The organism is Streptomyces sp. NPDC047072, from assembly GCF_040643855.1.
Lineage (GTDB): Bacteria > Actinomycetota > Actinomycetes > Streptomycetales > Streptomycetaceae > Streptomyces.
The window spans coordinates 1-20,403 of the sequence record NZ_JBEYVC010000139.1 but is presented as its reverse complement, the minus strand read 5'-3'; the positions used below and the strand labels follow the sequence as shown (position 1 = coordinate 20,403).

The 20,403-nt window shown below is 71.1% G+C and carries 18 protein-coding genes, 1 tRNA gene and 1 pseudogene; 11 read left to right on the top strand and 9 right to left on the bottom strand.

Features of this window, described 5'->3' with window-relative positions; all coding sequences use genetic code 11:
* Positions 1-389 precede the first annotated feature (389 nt).
* The 4 genes and pseudogenes from ABZ896_RS38895 to ABZ896_RS38880 all read left to right on the top strand — a co-directional run bounded on the left by ABZ896_RS38895 (position 390) and on the right by ABZ896_RS38880 (position 2,467).
* Positions 390-596: a helix-turn-helix domain-containing protein gene (locus tag ABZ896_RS38895; RefSeq protein ID WP_360939721.1), complete on the top strand. Its 207-nt coding sequence runs from the start codon at positions 390-392 to the stop codon at positions 594-596.
* Positions 597-865: 269 nt separating this feature from the next.
* Positions 866-1,561: a GNAT family N-acetyltransferase gene (locus ABZ896_RS38890; RefSeq protein ID WP_360939719.1), complete on the top strand. Its 696-nt coding sequence runs from the start codon at positions 866-868 to the stop codon at positions 1,559-1,561.
* 170 nt (positions 1,562-1,731) lie between these two features.
* Positions 1,732-2,103 (top strand): annotated as a pseudogene (locus ABZ896_RS38885) (competence protein CoiA family protein); the annotation flags it as partial.
* Between the two features lie 100 nt (positions 2,104-2,203).
* Complete coding sequence (locus tag ABZ896_RS38880) at positions 2,204-2,467, top strand: hypothetical protein (protein ID WP_360939733.1); 264 nt, start codon at positions 2,204-2,206, stop codon at positions 2,465-2,467.
* 103 nt (positions 2,468-2,570) lie between these two features.
* Here ABZ896_RS38880 and ABZ896_RS38875 read toward each other — a convergent pair whose 3' ends face one another.
* Both ABZ896_RS38875 and ABZ896_RS38870 read right to left on the bottom strand, forming a co-directional pair.
* Positions 2,571-3,158 carry a hypothetical protein gene (locus ABZ896_RS38875; protein ID WP_360939717.1) on the bottom strand — a complete coding sequence of 196 codons (588 nt, stop codon included), beginning with the start codon at positions 3,156-3,158 and terminating at the stop codon, positions 2,571-2,573.
* Positions 3,159-3,190: 32 nt separating this feature from the next.
* On the bottom strand, positions 3,191-3,766 hold the full coding sequence (locus tag ABZ896_RS38870) for a hypothetical protein (protein WP_360939715.1): 576 nt from the start codon (positions 3,764-3,766) through the stop codon (positions 3,191-3,193).
* A 288-nt stretch (positions 3,767-4,054) separates the two neighbouring features.
* On the opposite strand from ABZ896_RS38870, the gene ABZ896_RS38865 reads away from it, so the two are divergent.
* Positions 4,055-4,195 carry a hypothetical protein gene (locus ABZ896_RS38865; RefSeq protein ID WP_360939713.1) on the top strand — a complete coding sequence of 47 codons (141 nt, stop codon included), beginning with the start codon at positions 4,055-4,057 and terminating at the stop codon, positions 4,193-4,195.
* 150 nt (positions 4,196-4,345) lie between these two features.
* Here ABZ896_RS38865 and ABZ896_RS38860 read toward each other — a convergent pair whose 3' ends face one another.
* The 7 genes from ABZ896_RS38860 to ABZ896_RS38830 all read right to left on the bottom strand — a co-directional run bounded on the left by ABZ896_RS38860 (position 4,346) and on the right by ABZ896_RS38830 (position 14,184).
* Positions 4,346-5,014, bottom strand: a complete 669-nt coding sequence (locus tag ABZ896_RS38860; protein WP_360939711.1) for a hypothetical protein — start codon at positions 5,012-5,014, stop codon at positions 4,346-4,348.
* A gap of 341 nt (positions 5,015-5,355) precedes the next feature.
* Positions 5,356-9,519, bottom strand: a complete 4,164-nt coding sequence (locus tag ABZ896_RS38855; RefSeq protein ID WP_360939709.1) for a caspase family protein — start codon at positions 9,517-9,519, stop codon at positions 5,356-5,358.
* Positions 9,509-10,339: an alpha/beta hydrolase gene (locus tag ABZ896_RS38850; protein ID WP_360939706.1), complete on the bottom strand. Its 831-nt coding sequence runs from the start codon at positions 10,337-10,339 to the stop codon at positions 9,509-9,511. Before ABZ896_RS38850 ends, ABZ896_RS38855 begins: the two co-directional genes overlap by 11 nt.
* A 271-nt stretch (positions 10,340-10,610) precedes the next feature.
* Entirely contained in the window at positions 10,611-11,783 is a 1,173-nt protein-coding gene (locus ABZ896_RS38845) for a methyltransferase domain-containing protein (RefSeq protein WP_360939704.1), read from the bottom strand.
* Positions 11,784-11,800: 17 nt separating this feature from the next.
* A complete protein-coding gene (locus ABZ896_RS38840; protein ID WP_360939702.1) occupies positions 11,801-12,691 on the bottom strand; it encodes a radical SAM protein in 891 nt (296 codons plus the stop codon).
* An 81-nt stretch (positions 12,692-12,772) separates the two neighbouring features.
* Positions 12,773-13,909 carry a hypothetical protein gene (locus ABZ896_RS38835; RefSeq protein ID WP_360939700.1) on the bottom strand — a complete coding sequence of 379 codons (1,137 nt, stop codon included), beginning with the start codon at positions 13,907-13,909 and terminating at the stop codon, positions 12,773-12,775.
* Complete coding sequence (locus ABZ896_RS38830; protein WP_360939698.1) at positions 13,903-14,184, bottom strand: hypothetical protein; 282 nt, start codon at positions 14,182-14,184, stop codon at positions 13,903-13,905. Before ABZ896_RS38830 ends, ABZ896_RS38835 begins: the two co-directional genes overlap by 7 nt.
* A 353-nt stretch (positions 14,185-14,537) precedes the next feature.
* On the opposite strand from ABZ896_RS38830, the gene ABZ896_RS38825 reads away from it, so the two are divergent.
* The 6 genes from ABZ896_RS38825 (at position 14,538) to ABZ896_RS38800 (ending at position 19,987) form a co-directional block, all read left to right on the top strand.
* On the top strand, positions 14,538-16,172 hold the full coding sequence (locus ABZ896_RS38825) for a phosphoribosyltransferase (RefSeq protein WP_360939696.1): 1,635 nt from the start codon (positions 14,538-14,540) through the stop codon (positions 16,170-16,172).
* 123 nt (positions 16,173-16,295) lie between these two features.
* Positions 16,296-17,261 (top strand): DNA-processing protein DprA, encoded by a 966-nt coding sequence (locus tag ABZ896_RS38820; RefSeq protein WP_360939694.1) that lies wholly within the window; start codon positions 16,296-16,298, stop codon positions 17,259-17,261.
* Positions 17,258-18,001: a phosphoribosyltransferase family protein gene (locus ABZ896_RS38815; RefSeq protein ID WP_360939692.1), complete on the top strand. Its 744-nt coding sequence runs from the start codon at positions 17,258-17,260 to the stop codon at positions 17,999-18,001. Before ABZ896_RS38820 ends, ABZ896_RS38815 begins: the two co-directional genes overlap by 4 nt.
* Before the next feature lie 147 nt (positions 18,002-18,148).
* A complete protein-coding gene (gene lexA / locus ABZ896_RS38810) occupies positions 18,149-18,862 on the top strand; it encodes a transcriptional repressor LexA (protein WP_360939690.1) in 714 nt (237 codons plus the stop codon).
* Between the two features lie 169 nt (positions 18,863-19,031).
* A tRNA-Trp gene (locus ABZ896_RS38805) sits at positions 19,032-19,107 on the top strand.
* Between the two features lie 349 nt (positions 19,108-19,456).
* Positions 19,457-19,987, top strand: a complete 531-nt coding sequence (locus tag ABZ896_RS38800) for a hypothetical protein (protein WP_360939688.1) — start codon at positions 19,457-19,459, stop codon at positions 19,985-19,987.
* The last annotated feature ends 416 nt before the right edge of the window (positions 19,988-20,403 follow it).

Below are 20,403 nucleotides of genomic sequence, written 5' to 3'. Positions count from 1 at the left end.
GCGGTGCCCGGTCCCCAGCGGCCCGACCGCTCTCCACATGTAGCAGGCTCGGGCATGCCGGGTGCGCTCTTCGGAGGTACTTCACCGCTAAGCACGCCTGGATCGGCGAGAAAGGGCAGGTCTCTGCACTTTCGGGATCGTCGGGTGTACCCCTGTAGCGGGGTGCGAAGCCGGGGGTTGGTCAGCGGTCGGGGTCGTCGTTTCAGAGGATGACGTGGTCCGGAAGGACGGGCTGTATCCCCGCGGATGCCCCGCCGCGCTGAAGGAGTTGAGGACGGTGCTGGTCAACGCCGGCGACCTCGACGCCGCCCGCAGTTGAGCCGCCCGACACCGCGCCCAGACCACAGCGGCGCCAACCGCAGCCGTTCACGAGCCCGAAGGAGGCGGACATGCTGGGATCCCGAGGTCACATCAAAGGGCCGGCCAGACAGAAGATCGGCGCCGATCTGAAGAAGGCATACGACAAGGGAGCGTCGATCCGCACACTCGCCCAGGGCTGCGGCCGCTCCTACGGTTTCGTCCATCGCCTGCTCACCGAAGCCGGCACAACCATGCGCTCGCGCGGCGTCAACAGCCGCAGCCGGACACCCCGCTGAGCCGCGACGCCAGCCCGCACCGCGTCACCATCCACCAGCCCGGCCGACACCCGCCCCCGAGGCCCGCGCCCGACCGGCCAGGGTTTCGAAAGGGACCCGGCTCCCACCCTCGTGCGGCCCCCGACAGGGGGCACGCCCCACCGCCGGCCAACGGCCGGCCCCTTCATGGGCTTGGGTCTGCTGCTCACCGCCTCCCGAGGCCTCGCCCCGTGCGGGCCGGGACGGTCAGCACCCCTTTTTTCGGACGGTGTTGGGAGAGGATGGAGGGTATGGGACGAGCTTCTCGACGACGTGCGGATCGCCGCAATGCGCCACCGGCGGCGCCTCAGGACGCGGCCGGGGTCGTGGTGCTGGACCGGTACCTGATCCGCCCCGCCACCCTGGACGACGACCCCGAGGTGGTGCGCGCGCTGCTGCAGCCGGTGGACTTCATGGACGCGGCGATGTCCGAGGGGATCGTCGACCGGATGCGTACCGGTTTTCGCCGGCCGGCCCAGTTCGGCACCGCGACCCTGCTGCTCGCCCAGGAACACCCGGCGGGAAAGGTGGCCGGCCTTGCGCACGCGGTCCCGCCCGTCCAGTGGCTGATGGAGGCGGGGCTGGACCGGCAGCTGTGCGTGATGCTGTCGCGGGCGCTCGTCGAACTGGAGGCGGTGTCGGTGGCCGACAGCGCCCGCGGCCAGGGACTGGGGCACCACCTCGTCGACGTCCTGGTCCGCTCCTACACTCGCCAGGGCTATCAGGCGATGCTCGGCGGAATCCACACCCACAAGCCGCACCTGGCCCCGTACTACGAGGCCGACGGCTTCCACGTCCTCGGCCCTGGGGCCCCGCTCGACCTTGAGCTGCCCATCGGCCGGCTCCGGTACCCGGCGGAGCCGTCGATGCGGCACCTGGTGCGCCCGCTCGCCCCGCAGGTCTCGTACGGGCACGGCGTCCTCAGGGGTCTGCTGGCCGGCCGGTGACGGGCCAGTGCTGGGTCTGCCGGCGGGCGTCGACGTGGGGGCTGCGCGGCGGGCACGCTGAAGGAACGCTGGCGGCCAACAGTCAAGGGAGAGCGAGCCGATGCCACTGACCGCGCACTGGGACGGACGGGGGACGCTGGATGTGACGCTGGAGGGTCTGGGCCGCGGGGGTGGTCTGGGAGGCGGTGTACCGGGTGCTGCCGCGGCCGGTGCTGTCCTGTCCCTGGTGCGGGGGGCCGATGCACGCGAAGGTGTCCGGGCGCGGCGGGCGGTTCTTCGCGCATGATCGCCGCAGCACCACCTGCGCGGCCGCCGGCGAGAGTGAGGAGCACCGGAGTCTGAAGCGGGCGCTGGCCGCCGCCGCGCGTCAGGCCGGCCACCAGACCGAGCTGGAGGCCACGGCCGGGCACGGCGGCTGGCGGGCCGACGTCCTCCTCACCGCGCCGTCAGGGGCCCGGACTGCTCTGGAGGCGCAGGTCTCCTCCGCGTCGGTCGACGACGTTCTCGAGCGCACCCGCCGTTACCAGGACGACCAGGTCGGCGTGGTCTGGTTCACGCACCGTGCCGTGCGTTGGCTCGACCGGGTGCCCGCCGCCCGCCTGTACCGTCCCGCCGGGCCGGACGGGCCGTGGATCCGTCTTCGTGCGCCGGTTCAGCGTTGTGGCCTGCGCGGAGGCCTGCGACCCGAGCCCGTTCTGGCACGGCCCCGTTCCTGCCGGTTGGGACCACGGAGAGGAACGGGATGTCTCCCAGTTCGTCGACGCTGTTCTGCACGGCCGCCTCGTCCCCCGGACGGCCACCACCGCGATGGGCACCCGCTACGAGGGGTGGGCGGCCCCCGAGGACGTCAAGGCGGCCGACGAGTACGCCGCGTCGACGCAGGTCCCACCGCCCGCACCCGCATGACGTACGGCGCTCCCATCACGGTGCAGGAGCCGAAGCATCTTTCACGGCGTCGGCACCGCCCGGCCACCGGTGATGCCGGTGCCGGGCGGGCCGGGGGCGGCCTCTAGCGCGGCTGCTGGCGATACAGCCGGGGGCCGACGCCGACCCACCGGGGGATGCCGGGTGCCGGGAGCGGGGGAAGGCCGAGGCGGGCGGCTTCGGCGGCCAGGGCGCGGGCGAGGCTGGCGCGGGCGGTTTCGTCGCCTCGGTAACCGACCTCGACGTCGGCGAGCACGGGGCGCAGGGGGTGGGTGCGGATCTCGATCCGGCCGCGGTGGGTGAGACGGAGATGGCGTTCGAGGGTCTCGATCCAGGACCAGACGTCGAGCCCGGCGGCGAGGGCGATCCGGTCGATGTGGTCGCCGAGCTGCTCGCCGCCGGCGGTCCAGGCGTTGTACTGGAGCAGTCCGCCGCCGGGCTGGGGGATGTCGATGCGTACGAAGCACTCGGGCTCCTCGCCCTGCAACACCCCCGTCACCGCGGCCTGTTCGACGAGGCGGCGGTCCGCGGTGGGACTTGGCGCCGTCGTCCTGGGGGCGGTGACGGGCGGGGCGGCGGTGAGGACCGGCACGGGCAGCTCCAGCAGGATCAGCGGGCAGGACGGCGGGGGAGCGGCACATCGCCCCGCATGCTCAACGACACCGGTGAGCACCCGTCACACTGCGCCGCGCTCCGCCGTGTCGCTCAGGCGTTGCCCCACGCCTCGAGGAACCGCTCGCGGTCCTCCGGGGTCTCGAGCAGCCGGCGCTTGGCGAGCAGCACGTGCCAGGCGGTGGTCTCGGCGTCACGCAGCCACAGCTGCCCGAGGTAGCGGCCGTCGGCGACCTGGGTGTCGTGGGCCAGTGCGTCGCCGATCACCCGGGTCACGGCGTCGCGCTGCCGGTCGTCGAGCTCGGCCAGGAAGCTGAGCACGCGGTCGGCGATGCCCGCTTCGTTTCCCCTGGCCAGGCGGTCGAAGGTCGGGCCGCCCATGTTGCCGGGGTCGATGAACAGGGCGGCATCGCCTCCTGCGTTGCCCAGCGCCACCCAGAACTTGTCGCCGTCGGGCGTGCCCGGCAGGGGGAGGGCGGCGAAGAGGTCGATCAGATGACCGTTGGCCGCCTGGTTGTAGGAGACGTCGCAGGCTGCCGCAGAAGCGATCTTCGCGACGTGCCCGGTGGTCAGCCCTGAGCCCTCGGGCCAGTCCAGTGGAAGGTTGAGCTGCTGGGCGAGGTGCTGGGCCAGCTCACCGTCGTCGTCGAGGAAGCGCCGGATGATCACAAGTTCCCCCAGGTCAGTGCCAGTTGGCGTGCAGAGGCGGCGGTTATTGCCTGTCAGTCTGCCGAACCGGGCGGTGATCCGCTGGGGTGCGCGGACAACGTCCGAAAAGTGCTCGTCCGGCGCCGGAGGCCTCGACGCCGTCCGAGCCTGAACGGCCGGCCGGCGGGCGCCGGGCAGCTGCCCGCGCTCGTACGATGGCCGTCACTGCGGCCGTTCGGGAGCACGCCCCGCCCTGGGCGGCGTACCTCGGTGCTGTTACGGCTGTGCGTGCCGGTCGTTGTGCCAGTTATGCCTGTGCGTGATGGATGCCGTCCCTGCGCCCTGTGCGCCGCCGACGTCTCCGGTGGCCCGGCGTACCTCGTCTCCGGCGCCGTACGCCGCGGCTGGCGCTGGGTCGCCGGCCGTCTGCTGATCTGCGCGGGCTGCTAAGCAAGGGGGGCAGTCCCGACCAACCATGGCCGGGTGGACCTGGTGAGCGAAGCACGGCGCGGCGGCCAAGTGACATCACAGTTGTCCCGACCCAACGACCGGATGCTACGCCGGGCTGGCCTCACCGCCTCGGTCAGTCTTGGCCCCGGCTCATGCAGTTGACGGGTCAGGGACAGTGTCTTCGGGCCGCACCTCGGTCGCCTCGGTGGCAACCGCAGGCTCGGGTGCGTCGGGGGCGGTGTAGTAGACCGACGCGCCCTGCTTGGTGCGCTCTGCCCGGCTCTTGGCCACGAGCCCTTCGAGGGTGACACGCACGACCTTGGTCTTGATGCCGCGCTCGGGATGGGCCTGGCCGAGCGCGGCGGCGATTTCCGCAGCGGAGCGCGGTTCGCTCTGCTCGGCAAGATGGCGGCGGATGAGCTCGACCAGGGTGGGCTGGGCCGTCTTCTGGGCGGTTGCGGTCTTGGCCGCGGGCTTCTTGGCCACTGTGCTCGCTGGCGTGGCTGCGGTCTTCGCGGCCGCGGTCTTGCGCGCCTTCCGACTGGCGCTCGGCGCGGCGCTGGCCGGCTGCCGGGGAGAAGGCACGGCGGCGCTCTCGGGCGCGATCGTCGGCTTAGCTGGTGGGCCGGCGATGCCGAGCGCCTGCTGCATGTTCACCAGCACGGTGTGGTCATGCTGCAGGGCGGCCAACTGCTCCTGTAGGGATGCGATTTCCTCATGGATGCGGTCCTGCTCCTTGACGTTGCGGTCGAGGTCGCCGGTCACCTGGGTGATGTACTGAGATGTCAGTTCGGTGGCGGACGTCGTCTTCTCGGGCACGGTACTTCCTCTTCTCGGTCTGTGGTCGCCGGCTGGTGCCTGCGGGGACGGCTCCTGCCCCGGGTAACGCCCTCGTGGGCTGATGCTGGCAGTGTGCGAAGACACCAGCACCGCGACTGCCGCAACACACCTTGGCGCAGGGGGATACTACGGTCAGTCCGAGCTCGTGTGGCCGGTCCACGCCCAGGCCGGCGGACCGGCGCCGCCTGGCGCTCGAGCTGGAGCACGCCCACGCCGAACTCGAATCCTCACAACACGTACCCCGGCTGCCCGGGGCGCGTTCCTTACGCCTTCCCCCGCAGCGGCGCCGGTGACCTCTGCGGCACAGCGAATCGGAGGTGCTACACCGTGCTCGGTGGTTCGGCGCGGTCGAACACCACGAGGTCCCAACCGGTGCCGACCACGACCTCCCCGCGCGGACCGATGCACAGCGAACCGCGGACCATGCCAGCTACGTCGAACGCGTCACGCTGCGTGCCGGTCCGCAGGTCCCAGAACCGCACCGACCCTCCACTGTCGACGGTGAGCGCGGTGGGCACGCCGTCGAGTGCGCGGCAGTCGATCGCGGCCAGCGGGTGCTCGTGCCCGGCGAGGGCGTGCAGGGCGGCGCCGGTCGTCAGGTCCCACACGCGGACGTACGTGTCCTGGCCGCCGGTGACCGCCACAGGACGGCCGTCGACCGATCCGCATGCCACTGCTTCCACGGTGCCGTCGTGTCCCGTCAGCGCCGCGCGCCGGGTGCCCGTGGTCAGGTCCCACACCCACGCGGTTGCGTCGTGGCCGACCGAGACCGCGAGCGGCCGCCCGCCGACGGCTGAGCACGCGACGCCGTTCACCGCGATCTCGTGGCTGGTGTGGATCTCGCGGCACACCTCGCCCGTGTCGAGCCACCAGACGAACAGCGAGTCGTGGTAGGCCCCGGCGCTGACCGCCACGGGGCGTCCCGTCAGAGTCGTGTACGCGATCCCCCTTACCGGTCCCCGGTGGCCGGTGAAGGTAGACGTCGGCGTCCCGCTGGCCAGGTCCCAGACCCTCACGGTCTCGTCGTCCCCGCCGGTGATCGCTACGGGCCGTCCGGCCACGTCGGCGCACGCGGCAGCGTAGACGGCGCTCGTGTGCCCGGTGAGGGTGGCGCGGAGGCGGCCGGTGTCGAGTTCCCACACCCGCACGAGGCTGTCGTGCCCGGCGGTGACCGCCATGGCAACGCCGTCTACGACCGCGGTCGCGACCGCGCCGATGTCGGAGGTGTGGCCGGCGGCGGGCAGGCGGGCGTGCCCGGACGCGGTGAGGTCCCACACCCGCACCGTGCCGTCGAGCCCTGTACTCACCGCGACCGGCTGTCCGCTGTGGACGGTGCAGGTCACCGACGACACGAAGTGCTCGTGGCCGGCCATGACCGTGCGCGGCTCGCCCGTGACCAGGTCCCACACCCGGACGGTGCCGTCTGTCCCGCCGGTGACCGCGACGGTCTCGCCGTCGATCACCGTGCAGTCCACCGAGGTCACTGTGTTCTCGTGTCCGATGAGGGCAAGCGCCTCCTCGCCGGTGTGGAGGTCCCACACCCGGGCACTGCCGTCGGTGCTGCCGGCCACCACGACGGGACGCCCTTGAAGGACGGTGCACGCCACCGCGCGGAACCCGTGACCGCCGAGGGAGTAGTCGGTGATCTTGCGTTGCGCGCCGGTGGCCAGGTCCAGCATGAGGACGGCCGAGTGACTCGCGACGACGGCCACCGGCCGGCCGTCGAGGACCGTGCACGCCAGTGCGTCGACGAAACAGTCGTAGGCGGCGATGCGAGTGCTGCTGCGGACGTCCCACACCTCGAGCGCCGGTCCGCCCACCACGGCGACGGGACGGCCGTCGAGTTGGGCGCACGCGATGGCGTTCAGGTGGCGTCCGTGGCCGGTGGGTGTGTTCCGCGCCGCGCCCGTGGTCGGGTTCCACACCCGCAGCTCTGCGTCGCGGCCCGCGGTCACCATGAGCGGGCGCCCGTCCACGACCGTGCACGCGACCGCGTCCACCGTGTCGGTGTGACCGGTGAGCGTGGCGCGGACGGCTCCGGTGTCGAGGTCCCACAGCCGGACCACGCAGTCGTGGCCCGTGGTGACCGCGACGGTGCGCCCGTCGAGGACGGTGCACGCGCTCGCCGTCACTGGACGCTCGCCCCCGACGAGGGTTGCGCGGAGGGCGGGGCTGATCTGCTGCCCGGTTGCCCAGCTCGGGAACCAGCGCAGGGTCGGTTTGAGCGCCCGGTGCAGCTCGGTCGCGCCGAACCTCGCCGCGTCCGTGGCGAGCACTAGACGGCGCCGCTGCGGCGGCAGGCGGCGGTGCGCGCCGGAGGAGGCGCGGTAGACCGAGCGCACCAGGCGGGCGTCGGGCGTGGTGACGTGGTCGAGCGCGGGGAGCAGCTCGTCGGGTTCCGCGTGGGCCAGGTAGCCGGGGTCGGCGACGAGCTCGTCCAGCCGCCCGCACCGCGCGGCGTGCGTCGCGAGATACCGCAGCAGGTACGGATGCGCTCGCGACCAGGCCCGCTCGCCGGTGTGATCGAGCGGGACCCGCGACAGCAGCACCTCCGTGAACGCGCCGTGTGCCGCGGTGGCGTCGACGCCCTCACGCAGGTGCTCGGCCAACGCCTGATGGTACAGGCGGTAGGCGGAGCGGTGCGCCTCGACCGTTTCGACGACATACGAGCCGGCGTGGCGGCGCAGCCACAGCAGGTCCTCGTCGCCGTACCCCACGCCGGCCAGCCGGGCGGCGAGCGGTGCCCAGAGGTCCTCCCACGGCAGGCCCTGCCCCTGGGCGAACGCCAGCGGCCGCAACAGGTCGCGCACGCGGTCGGCGTCGCCGCCGAGCCTGGTCATCAGGTCGTGGCGCATCGCCGGCCCGGGCAGCCGGGGCAGCGCCGCGCGCCATGCCGGGTCGCGCCAGTCGGGGATTGCGGTGCCCGACGCGAGGGTGCCGCTGGTGATGCGGGCGACCAGGAATGACGGGGTGGCGGTCGCCGCGACGGCCTCGGCCACGGCGGCGGTCTCGCGGGGCATGTCTCGGTACGGGCTCTCGGTCGCCGACTCCCGCAGGCAGCGCGCGGCGTACGCGGTCAGGGCATCGAGATCGGCGTAGCGGGACGCGTCGAGGTCGACGCCGTCATCTCGCCGCAGCCCGAGATCCGCCAGCAGGTGCGGCCGCGTGCCGACGAGCAGGCGCAGCCGGCCCGCTGCATGGTCGGCCAGAGGGCGCAGCAGCCGCAGGACGAGGTCGTGTGGGTCGGCCGCCTCGTCGAGCGCGTCGATGAGGACGGTGACCGGCGTGGACAGCGCGTCGAGCAGCGCACCCGGCGTCTCGGCGGGCACGCGGGCGCCGGCGGCGATCCCCCGCAGTACCTGATCGGTAGTCAGGTTCTGCGCGTACACAGCGACGTCGACCGCTCCGACCGCGGGGACGGCATCCGGCGGCAGACCAATCGCGTCGACGGGCACCATGGGCCGCCGGTCCGGGTCGGTCAGCGTCGACACGAGGCCGAGGACCGCGGTTTTTCCCGACCCGGGCGCGGCGGTCACCGCGAGGAGGGGTCGCGCCGGGTCGGGCTCGGCGAGCCAGCGGGTGATGTCGCGCAGGGCAGCCACCCGCCCGGCAAACCACCACCCCTGTCCGCCCTTGGCCCGGACCAGCCAGTTGGCACGGAACTCGCCGTCCCGTCGCCGCGCCTCCGTGTCCCACTCGACGGCCTGCTGGATCGCGAGGTCCACGCCCGACGGGCGGGTGCCGCGGCGCGGGTTGGGCAGGAACGGCGGCACCTCGCCGGTGAGCCCGGCCATCGCAGAGCCGATCGTCTGGAAGCGCGGCCGGGCCGGGTTGGCGTTCATCGCCTTGACTACCGTGTCCAGCGGCAGGGTGGGCGGCGCGTGGCCCGCGGTCGAGACGTCCACGACGGCGTCACCCAGAAGTTGGGGGAACGTGCCGACACTCGCCTGCTCCACGGGCTGGGCGGAGGTGATGACCACGAGCCCTGTGCCGGCCTCGCCCGTCCAGTGCCGGGTCATCCTGGTGAGCGCTGCGGCCGTCAGCTCGTTGCCGCCCTGGCCGGAGTAGCAGGTGTCGAGCATCAGCAGCAGCCGCCGCACGGGGGTGTCGAGCAGCATTCGCCGGGCCAACTCAACCGTGGGCAGGGCGTCGGCGACGTCGTCCGGGTCGGTGTCCGCGGTGAGCAGGACGTGGTCCTCGCTGCCCTCGATCACCTCGCCGTGCGCCGCAACGTACACCGTAAGCACGTCGTCCGGCCGCCGGTCGGGGGCGCGGCAGAAGGCGCGGAGCCGACTGGTGAGCTGCTCGCGGGTCGGGTCGAGGCCGAGGCCGTCGACGTGGGTGTAGCCGAGGGTGCCGGTGAACAGCTCGACGATCCGCGCCCGCGCGTGCACGAGGCCGGGCCGGTCCCACTGCGGCGCCTTCGCGTAGTGCGCCACCGCGGTCGCGATCAGAAACCGCCGGACCGGGTCGTCACGGTCCACCGAGACCCCCGGCGATGGCGGCGCCGGTGAGCGGGTCGGTCAGGTACGCGGCGGCGTCGTGCGCGTGGGAGCCGTTGTGCACCACGACGTTGCGCACCCGGTCGCCGAACCGGCCGCGGAGGTCCTTCTCCAGCGCGACTACGTCGCCGCGGTCCACGACATTCGTCCACACCAGGTCGTCCGGGCCCGGCCAGGCCCCCAGCCCGTCGGCGGGTGCGGGTTCGAGCCGTTCGAAGATCAGGTTCCGGATCCCGAGCGGTGACCCGAGCGTCACCAGCGCCCGCACGCCGTGCGGCCGCGCGCACAACGCCTCGTACGCCACGACCGTGCCCAGCGAGTGCGCGACCACCACCCGGGTGTCCGGCCCGATCAGCTCCGTCAGCCGGGACCGGGCCGCCACCCGCAGCTCGGGGTCGGTCAGGTAGCGGTGCACCTGCTTGAGGTCGAAGATCAGTGCACGCGTGGCGATCCCGGCGAAGAACTTCGAGCGCGACAGCTGGCGCAGGGCCGCCTGCACCGACCCCGGCACGCGCGCCAGCGTGTCGGCGCCGGGTGGCGCCACCGCGGGATCGGCCTCGGCGGCCGCGCGCCACCACGCGAGGAGCTGCTCCTGCTCCCACCCGGGCTCGACGTCCTGGGGGCCGAGGAGGGGGTCACCGACTGCCAGGGATTCGCCGGGCGGGCGGAACAGGTCGCCGTAGAACGCCATTGCGCCGTCGCCGGCGACCGCCTCGTCGCCACCCGCCGCGGTCAGGCCGTCCAGCAACGCCGGCCACCAGTCCCGCAGCAGCGTGCGTTCCCGCAGCAGCTGCTTTCCCACACCGTGCACGCAAACGACGCGAGCCACAACGCCCCCTCAGCCCATGCGGACGCCATTGTCACACAGCCCTGCCCGCCACTTGTCGAGGTGAAGAGCCGCACGCCGACGGCCTGTTGCCGCCAGATGGCCTCGCCTGCCCGCCGCGGGTCAGGCCAGGGCTTCACAGGTACGGCGGATCGAGTTCCGGGGAACGGAAGCTACGCGTCCCGCTGAGCGCAAGGCTCCGACCCATTCCAGCTGTGCTTCTGCGTCCCGTCAGTCCCGATCCCGATTACCGGGTGACCGACCAGCCCTTCCGGGAGAATGTGGCTGAGCCGTTGGGGGCGATGGTCACCGTGGCGCCGCGGATGGGGAGGTCGCCGTCCACGACGAGCCACGTGCGGACGCGGTCCAGTTCGTCCCACAGTCTCCGCGGCCCGCCCTGGTGCACGGTCGGCAAGTCCCTGCGTCCGGCAGCCGAGGCGCGGACCCATGAGCCGTCTGCGTGGAGCATGTAGACGGTGCGCGTGCCGTCGTCCGCCGTGTGCTGGCGGTGGTCGATGCCGGGCACGAGGAGTTCGATGGTGGAGCGTATGTCCCAGGTGTCCGGCACGTATATCAGCGGGTAGCGGCTGGTGGTGATGCTCTCGCCCTCGGCATGTTGAGCGGTCTGCCACAGCGGTGGGTTCTCCGGGAAGGTGTCGTCGTAGTCCTCGCTGTGCCGCGCGGACATGAACCCGGCCGCCTCCGGCGCGACGTGCCCGACGGCGCCGCCGTCGGAAGCTTTGTCCGCGACGATGACCAGCCCGGTGTCGGCGATGGTGGTCACCAGCCGTCCGCCGGGGGCGAGCGCCCGCAGCCACGAGGTGGGCACGGCGGGCACGGAAACGGTGGAGATGATCCGGTCGTAGGTGCCTTCGGGCAGGTCTCCGGTCAGATCACAGACCTCGACGCGCGGATGGTGGCCGGCCTCGGCCAGCCGCTTCCGGGCCGCCTGCACGAGGTACGGATCGATGTCCACGCTCGTGACCTGCTCCTCGCGGAGACGGGCGCAGGCCAGAGCGGTGCCGTAACCGCTGCCGCAAGTCACCAGTAGGCGGGAGGTGTCAGTGATCCACGCGGCCCGGTACATCATCAGCATCAGGGCAGGCAGCGTGGAGGACGAGGTGGAGCGGCCCACTCGCCCCCGGGCAGGTGTCTGGCCCACCTCGGCGTGGTCGGCGTGAAGGGTGCCGACGCGGGTGACGAGCGTGGTGTCGGCGTACACGTCGCGCAGCCATGCCTCGGTGTCGCTCGCGCCGTCGCGCAGCTCCCACACCTCCTCTCCGCCGCCGCGGGTGGCCCTGGACCACCACCGCGGCACGAACAGGTGCCGCGGTGTGGTGGCCAGCGGCTGATACCAGCGTGATTCGGGCCGGATCACGGTGCCGGCGGCCAGCCGATGCGCTGCTGATTCCCAGTCCATCAAGAGTGTCCTGCCCTTCAGACCGCGCTCGGGCTGACGCTGTCGTCGGCGGGGGAACACGTCCCTCCGCCCCCGCTGCTGTCGTCGTTGGGACCGCAGTCGGGACCGCACGGGTCGTGGCGGCCGCCCGGGATGCTCGCGGCGACCTGCTGCCACTGCGGCGAGCTGAAGATCTGCTCCAGCGGCGTGTCCTTGATCTGCCCGGCCGGGAGGAAACGGCCGAGGACGCAGGGGGCGACGGTCCCGTCCGACAGGATCGCGGCGATGCCGGTGGCGCACCGGCCGCACAACTCGGACCTGGACGGCAGGCCAGCGTCCTTGGCTGCGTTGCCGACGCCTCGGACTCGGTCGATGTGCACCTGCGTGATCCCGAGCTCTTGTAGTTCCGCGTGGGCCTCCTCGACGCGCTGCCCGTTAAGGACGTCGACGATTCCCACCCGCACGGGGATGCCCCGGCGGTGTGCCTCGATGAGGTTCGCGCGGGTCGCGGCGTGGGAGCCCGTGCGGCCGGTCACCTGGTCGTGTCCCTCGTCGGTGTCGGCGTAGTAGGACGTCGACAGGGTGATGCCGGGGCGGGCGAAAAGCGCCCAGTGCTCCGCGCGGACGCGGTACAAGTTGGAGTAGACGTGGACCCCGAGCCCTTCTGCGAGGGCGTGTTCCACAAGTTCGGCGAAGTCGGGGTGAAGCGTGGGTTCGCCGCCGATCAGCTGGATCTTCCTGACGCCAAGTGCTGCGGCCTCGCTGATGACCCGCTTCCAGTCCTTGCCGGTCATGACGCCGTGTCCCTGCGTCGGGCCCGCATTGGCGTAGCAGTGCGACGCGCACGTGAGCTGACAGCGGCGGGTGATCTCCAGCTCAAGGAAGCTGGGGACAAGGGGGGTTGTCGGGGCTTCGGGTGCGATGGTCACGGGCCGTTCCCTTCGGTTTGCGTTCCATGGTGGACGAGCCGGTCTCTGCGGGGGCGAAGTCCGGCCAGTTCCGCGGCGCTTCTACGCGGCGAGGAGCTCCGTGGCGGTCTTGGCCAGGAGCTCGGCGGACGTACGGCTGTCGTGATTGAAGACCAGGGCGCGGCACGGAAGCTGCGTGAGTCGGTCGGCGAGGCGGGTGACCGGGGCGGCCTTCGTGGGGGCGAGGTGGAAGATGTCGGGGTAGCGGTCCTCGGTCTTGCCAGTGAAGAAGTCCTCCTCGCCCAGGGCGCGGGGCGTGTCGACCACGTGGGGTTCGGCGTTCTTATCGACCTGGGGGAAGAGGACGGCTGCGGCGTGGGCCTGGGTGGCGAGTGTCATGCGCAGCAGGGAGGAGAGCTGGTCGGGGAAGAACTGAGGCTTGAGCTCTTTGCCCTTGGCATTCCAGATCGGCTTCGTGTTGCCGGCGTGCAGGGCGTCGGTGACGCGCTGGTCCTGAGTGGGATGCATCTGCTCGCCGGCCAGGACGCGGGCGCGTAGCGGCGCGTACAGGCCAGCGGACTCCAGCAGGCCGAAGCCGATCGCGGCGGCCGACGGCCAGGGCAGGATCCGCAGGCCCTCGTCCTCGGGGCGGACGAACACCCGGTCATTGGCGAGGAGTTCGTACCCTTCGCGGGCGAGCAGGAGGGCCGAGGTGGTCTTGCCGGCGCCTTTGGGACCGAAGGCGAGGAGCGCGCGGCCGTCGCGGACGGCACAGGACGCGTGCAGGATGTGGAACCCGGCGTGCAGCAGCTGGCCGCGGATGAGTTCACGGGCGAGGCGCGAGGCGGCGACCGCGACCGGCTCCGCTCGGTCGCCGGCGATGACGAGCCGGCTGGCGGCCGGGTCGTAGTGGTAGGCGAGGCGTTCGGCGGGCTGGATGGCGTAGATCGCGCCGCCCTCGTCCCGGGCGACCAGGGTGCGGGCGTTCGCGTACTCGACTTCGTCGTGGTCGTAATCGCCGACCAGGGTCTCGATGTCCGCGAAGCGCTTGCTGTCGACGTCGGCCAGGAGAAGGGCGCCGCCTGCGGCGATACTGCCGCTGGACGCGGCCGGGGCATCCATGGCGGTGGCGTTCCACCAACCGCCGAAATAGCGCAGGGCCCAGTCGGCGATGTCCTTGGTGTCGCTGACGACCGTGACGGTCGCCTTGTCGGCGTGGATGCGGGTGGCCCTCAGCACGCGGTCTCTCCTTGAAGGGTCTTCCAGTAGGCGGAGTCGAGCATGGTGCGGGCAGCGGTGAACTGCCGCTGTCGATCAGGATCGAGGTCGGGCAGGGCCACGCTGGGGCGGCCCGCAGAGAACTGCAACGGGATTACGAGCCACACGCCGTCGTTGTTGACGGAGAGCACCTCGGTGCCATTGCTGATGCCGAGCGTCTTGCGCAGCGCGCTGAGGATCACGCTGGCCGGACCGGACCGCAGCGGGTACGGCCGATGCCGGCGTTGATCTGACACGGCCGTGCGGACAGCTGGGCCCAGACATACTCCAACGTCACGCCGACAGAACGGCCGTTGACCGTGGTGGTCTAGGCGCAGCTGACCGCGCCGTCGCCGCGCTCGCCGATCCCCCAGCCACGCACCGAGGCAACCCCGGCCAAAGAGCCTGGGCACGCCACGAACGCCGCCCCAGACCGGTCGGCTGTGTCCGCAGCCCAGAACGCCCGGTGTTCGCCTCCAGCTGTTCCTCCGACAGCCCCCGCCTGCCTCGGGAGAGGGAGACGAGGTGGAAACAGAGGTGCGTAGCCAGAACGGCTGAGATCATGGCAAGAAGGTCACTTCATGATCACGGCACAGCAGCGGGGGCGGCGATGGACGAGAAGAACACGGTGCGCGCGGTCGCGTTCGACTACAAAGCGGTCCTGCGGGCCCCCGGACTGGCGCACGCCGGCATCCCCGACCTCCTCGCGTGGTTGGCTGAGCGGGACGTGGCCTTCGTTCTCCTGACCACCGACCCCATGGAGGCCGACGCCGCCATGAGTGCAGCCGGCCTGCCCGCTCCCGCCCTGCACCTGTCACTCGACGACATCCCGGACAAGAAGAAGCGCGGCAGCGGCGTCTGGCTACAGGAGGTGGCCCAGCGACTCAAGCTGCGCATGAACCAGCTCCTGCTCGTCGGCACCACCAAGTGGGATTGGCTTACCGGAATCAATGCCGGCGTCGTCTACATCCACGCGAACTGGGCCAGCCAGGTCAGGGACGCGAAAAGCATGAACACGCTGTCCGCCACCGATCCCGAGGGCGTCGCCGAGTTCCTGGAGCACTTCTTCCTGCCCGAACCCGCCTGGACCTTTGCCCACGACAGCACAGATCGCGACTTCCAGATCCGCTCCTTGTTGCCCCCCAACGTCCGATTCCCCCGCGCCGCCAACCAGACCTTCGAACTCCAGGACGTCTTCACCCGGGGCCGGACCATCACCATCGGCAACCACGACGCCCGCGACATCCTGATGCTCCGCCTGCTCTCCTCCGCCTACCTCGACGGAACACTGCCCGGCCGCAGCCTCTTCTGCGTCTACCCCAGCAGCAACGTCGGCAAGGTGAGCGCCCAGCTCGCCGGCTTCCTGGAGAAGGCCAAGGTCATGGTCGGCTCCTACTACAAGGACGACCTCCTCGAGCGCGTCATCACGGCGCCGGATACCAGCATCGAGCGGGTCAAGCGAAACAGGGGCGAGGCAACCACGGCAGACATCACGATCGCTGCCCAGACCCGCACCGTCCGCATCAACCCCAAGCACCAGGGCAACCTCACAGGCAAGACCGTGGTGGTCTTCGACGACTTCACGACCGAGGGAACGTCCATCGAATGGGCCCGCACCCTCCTGCTCAGTGCCGGTGCAGCCCAGGTGATCGTTCTGACGGTCGGGAAGTACGGATCCCGCCACACCAGCTATGAACTCCACCCTGGGACCGCGATCGACCCCTTCGACGTCAACGACCTCACGGCGGCGGACTTCGTGAAGACCACCCGCGCCGCAGGAGCAGGCCAGGGCCCCGCGGACTCCCTCACGGCGGCCATGAATCACTTCATCGCTGCCGCGGAGCATCAGGCCACGGCAGAACAGGCCCCTGATCCAGTCCCCGCGAACGCCCGGGAGGCCCGGCTCCGGCCGCCAGCCGGCAGGCGCACGGCCATGACCGACTACAAGACCGCACGGCAGCGGCACCTCGCAGACATGCTCACGCACATCCAGCAGCAGCAGGTGTACCCCCTCGTCTGGCGCGGCGAATACCTCATCCCGGCCGGGAAGACGACGACCACCGCGTTGTGGTGGATCGCACTGCCCGGACAAGTCGAGCACTGGTACCACACCAGCGAAGCCGAGGACCTGGTCAGCACCATCTGCCAGGTGGTTGGGATCATCTGGGAACCGGTCCCGCCGCCCGGCGGAGCCACCCAGCTCGCCGAAACCCTCGCCCGCATGGAAAAGCGGCGCTGCGCCTGACGAACGACCCTGACCACCCCCTTCCCGCCCGCCGACGGTCTGTGTGCGCAATGATGGGAAGTGGCCCGAGCACCTCGCGTCATCCTTCGAACATCCCGGGGCCACGAGTAGAAGGACACCCTGATGGACCTCGATATCTCCGCTGACCAGCACGACCTGCTGACTCTGTGCGCGCTGCGCACCGGCGAGACCACCCTCGACTGGAGCCTGCTCGCCCGCAGCGCCCAGAGCCCCGAGGGTCTGGCCGCGCTCATGGACGGGCAGCTGCGCGAGGACTCGCGTGCCGCGACCAAGAACCGCCCCCTGCTGCAGCAGGCCCTGACTACCGGCCTGGTCGACGCCCGGGGCCGCGTCGACGAGGAGCTGGCCGCGGCCAGCAAAGCCGGCGCGCGCTTGGTCACGGTCCTCGACGAGGACTACCCGGCGAATCTGCGCGTGATCGGCAACTTGCCGCCGTTCCTCTTCTACCGCGGCGAGCTGGACGAACGCGACGCCCGCTCCATCGCCGTCGTCGGCACCCGCCAGGCATCCGAGGACGGACTGCGCCGGGCCGCCCGGATGGCCCGTGAGCTCGTTGAACACGACGTCGTGATCGCCAGCGGCCTCGCGAAGGGCGTCGACGCCGCCGCCCACCAGGCCACCCTCACGGCCGGGGGGCGGACGTTCGCCGTCATGGGCACCGGCATCGCCGCCCCCGTCTACCCGGCGGAGAACAGGCCGCTCGCCAAGGCCATCCTCGCCGCAGGCGGCGCGCTGCTGAGCCAGTTCTGGCCCACCCAGCCACCCGCCAGGCACACCTTCCCGCGCCGCAACGTCGTCACCTCCGGCACCACCCTGGGCAGCGTCGTCATCGAAGCCTCCAGCACGTCCGGCGCCAAGATGCAGGCCCGCCTGGCCGCCGAGCACGGCAAGCACGTCTTCCTGATCCGCTCCCTCGCCGACACCCAGCCCTGGGCGAAAAAGATGCTGGACGAGGGCCGGGCGATCCTGGTCACCGCCTCCAACGACATCACCGACCGCCTCGGCCAGGCCGCGGACATCCAGCGCGCCGGCCAGCAGCGCCAGCAGCTCGCCCTGGCCGGCCTGTGACCGCAGGCCTCCCCGAGCCGGCAGGCTTCCCCGACTGCCCGGTGTGCGCCTACGTCCTCACCGGCACCGCGCGCCTGTGCTCCGACTGCGCCGGACGCACCCTCCAACCGGTCGTCGACCCCCACTGCCCAGTCTGCTCCCAGGCCGTCGCCCCGGGCGGGCAGTGCGGCAACAGGCTGTGCACGCTGCCGCTGCAACAGCGGGGGTTCTCGCGCGTGGACGCGGTGGCCGTGTACTCCGGAGCCCTCAAGGACAAGATCCACAAGCTGAAGTACGAGGGCCGCCGCGGCTGGGCGATGATCTTCGGACGGCTCCTCGTCGGTTGGATGGAGAGCCATCCCGAGCGGATGCGGGGCGTCGACTACGTCGTCGGCAACCCGACTCACCCCACGCGCCAGCCGATCCAGCACATCGAGGCGATCATGGACGCCGCTTACACCGAGGACGTCACGCACGTACTCCCACTCAGTCCACCCGGCGCGCACCGCCTGGTCAAAACGACCGAGACCCCCCGCTCCGCCAACAAGAACCTCGACGACAAGCGGACTGCCGCCGCCGAGCACGCTGCCGCCCTGACGTGGACCGGGGACACCAGCGACATCAGGGACGCCACCATCCTCCTCGTCGATGACGTACTCACCAGCGGATCCCAGCTTCAGCACGTCGCGCGACGGCTCCGAGCGTCCGGTGCCGCCGACGTCCGCGGACTCGTCCTCGCCCGAGTCCCCTGGAGCGGGTGAACCCCAGCGCCAGCACGTGCTGGATGACCAGGGGGCAATTGTGGTGGAACCGGTGTTCTTCAAGGTCAACCGCAAAGATCGAATATCAGTGCGTATTCGGGTGGGTCGGGATACGGTATGCCGATAGATCGTGAACGAGGGGGCCGCATGGAGGTCATCACCAACACCTACCGGCACGTCGGGCGCCCGCCCGGCATCCGACCCGGCGCCGACGGACTCACCGTGCGACAGCGGAAAGTGCTCGCCTGCATCACCGACTCTGTCAGCCAACGCGGCTACCCGCCGTCGATGCGTGAGATCGGGCAGGCGGTGAACCTATCGAGCACCTCGTCGGTTGCCCACCAGCTTCTCGCCCTGGAGAAGAAGGGGTTCCTTCGGCGCGACCCGCACCGGCCGCGCGCCTACGCACTGGTCCAGGACGCCGAGCCCGATCCGAGTGACGGGGACATCGAGGGCGCTGCCCAGGAGGCCGAGAAAGCGGCCGCGGTGGTCGAAGCCCCGCTCCTGGGCCGGATAGCCGCCGGTATCCCGATCACCGCCGAACAGCAGGTGGACGACATCCTCACCCTGCCTCGGCGACTCGTCGGATCGGGCGACCTCTTCGTCCTCACCGTGGTCGGGGACTCCATGGCCGGCGACGGCAGCATCCTCGACGGCGACCTAGTCGTCGTACGGGCGCAACCGACCGCAGAACAAGGTGCCATCGTCGCCGCCATGCTCGACGGCGAGGCCACGGTGAAGCGCCTCAAGCACGATGGCACCGACACCTGGCTGATGCCAGACAACAAGAACTACGAACCCATACACGGCAACGACGCCACCATCCTCGGCAAGGTCGTCACCGTCCTGCGCAGCCTCTGACACGCCGAGCACCGGGCGCTGCACCGGACTGGTGCACAAGATCCGCCGACCGTGGTCGATCCTGCCACGGTCGGCGAGGGCGCAACCCTCCTCCCCCAGCGCCACGAGGTCGCCTCCTCGAAATCCTGTGGAGCTCACGTGCCGGGCCTGCCAAGCTGACTACCGTTGAAGGGGTGTAGCTCAGAGGGCAGAGCGCCGGCCTCCAAAGCCGGATGCCGCAGGTTCGACTCCTGCCACCCCTGCCACTGATCACAGCTCCCAGGTCGTCAGGGCCTCCGCTACCGCCCACGGCATAGCAGTTGAGGCGGCACCGCGACGGCCTTCTGCATCATCCCTGTGGCATCGGATCAGGACCGGCCGTGGCCTCGGGCACCACTACGCTGGCTGCCGGTTCCTGAAGCCATGGCTTCAGATGTGACGTCCGCCGCCAACCTACTCGCACAGAGGGCTGCCCTGTCTGGCCAGGTCGCCGAGGCCGCCGTCCACGTCATCCTCGCAGCCGCAGTCACCTGCCATAACGCAGAGGGGTGGAACCCTCCACAATGCGGCGTGGTCCAAGGCCCGACAGCATCGCCGCGCGGTGAAGCTGAAGATATGAGCATCAGTAGCGAGCACCCGGTTAGCACGGAGCAGATCTATCGGGCCCTTGTGGCCTTGGGGGCCGAGCCGCTCTTCGATCCGGAAGTGCGACCCGAGGGCCCGCAAGAGGCAGACAATCTGCGGCTGCTCGGTGTTCTGCTGGCCAAGACGGAGTTGGAGCTCACCGCTTCGACCCGGTTGGAGAACGAGCAGATGGAGGACGTCGCTGAAACGGTAATCGGCTGGACAGAGGAGGTAGGGCCCGACTCCGATCTGACGGCCAACGTGCTGTCCAACCGGTTGGAGCGCACCGCGCTGCAGCTCATGGGGCAAGAGGACGAGGCACCTCCCGGCCGGATGGCATCCTTCATGGCCGTGGTGGCCGCGGCGGACACGTTCGGCGCCCACCTTCGCTTCCAGCACGGTGATGCGGAAGGCGTGCGGCAAGCCCTTGGCCGGGCGGAGGCATCCGTCATCGGGGTACTGAAGGGCATCCACGGCCTGCGCATCGCTATCGGTGACGCGCAAGAGGAGCCGGAGGAGTGAGTTCTCGCGGTGGACGACGTGTCCCCGAATCGGACATGAGTGCCCAGCGCTGGTGGGGGTCGCCTTCGGGTGGCGGGGCGGCTTCGAGTTGGGACTGTGCCTTGCGCACGGTGGGCCGCAAGAGGCCGAGCCGTGCGGCCGGCGCCGATTCGCCGGGGAGCGCGTCGACCTTGCGCCCGGGCGGCGGGGGCGGACGCGGTGGGGTGCGCCGAGACCGTCGAGGGGTGCATCCAGCGTCCCGTGCCCGCAGCGGCGTGAAGGCCCGGAGCCGTTCTACCCGGTCCCGGACCTTCACCTGGTGAAGATACGCCCTGGGCAGCGCAGCCGGGGCGGCGCTGGTCCGGCGTCGCCGACATCGAAGGTGGACGGCTCGCCCCGCGCCGTCGTCCGGGACCGCCGCGGGCCCCGCGGGGCCC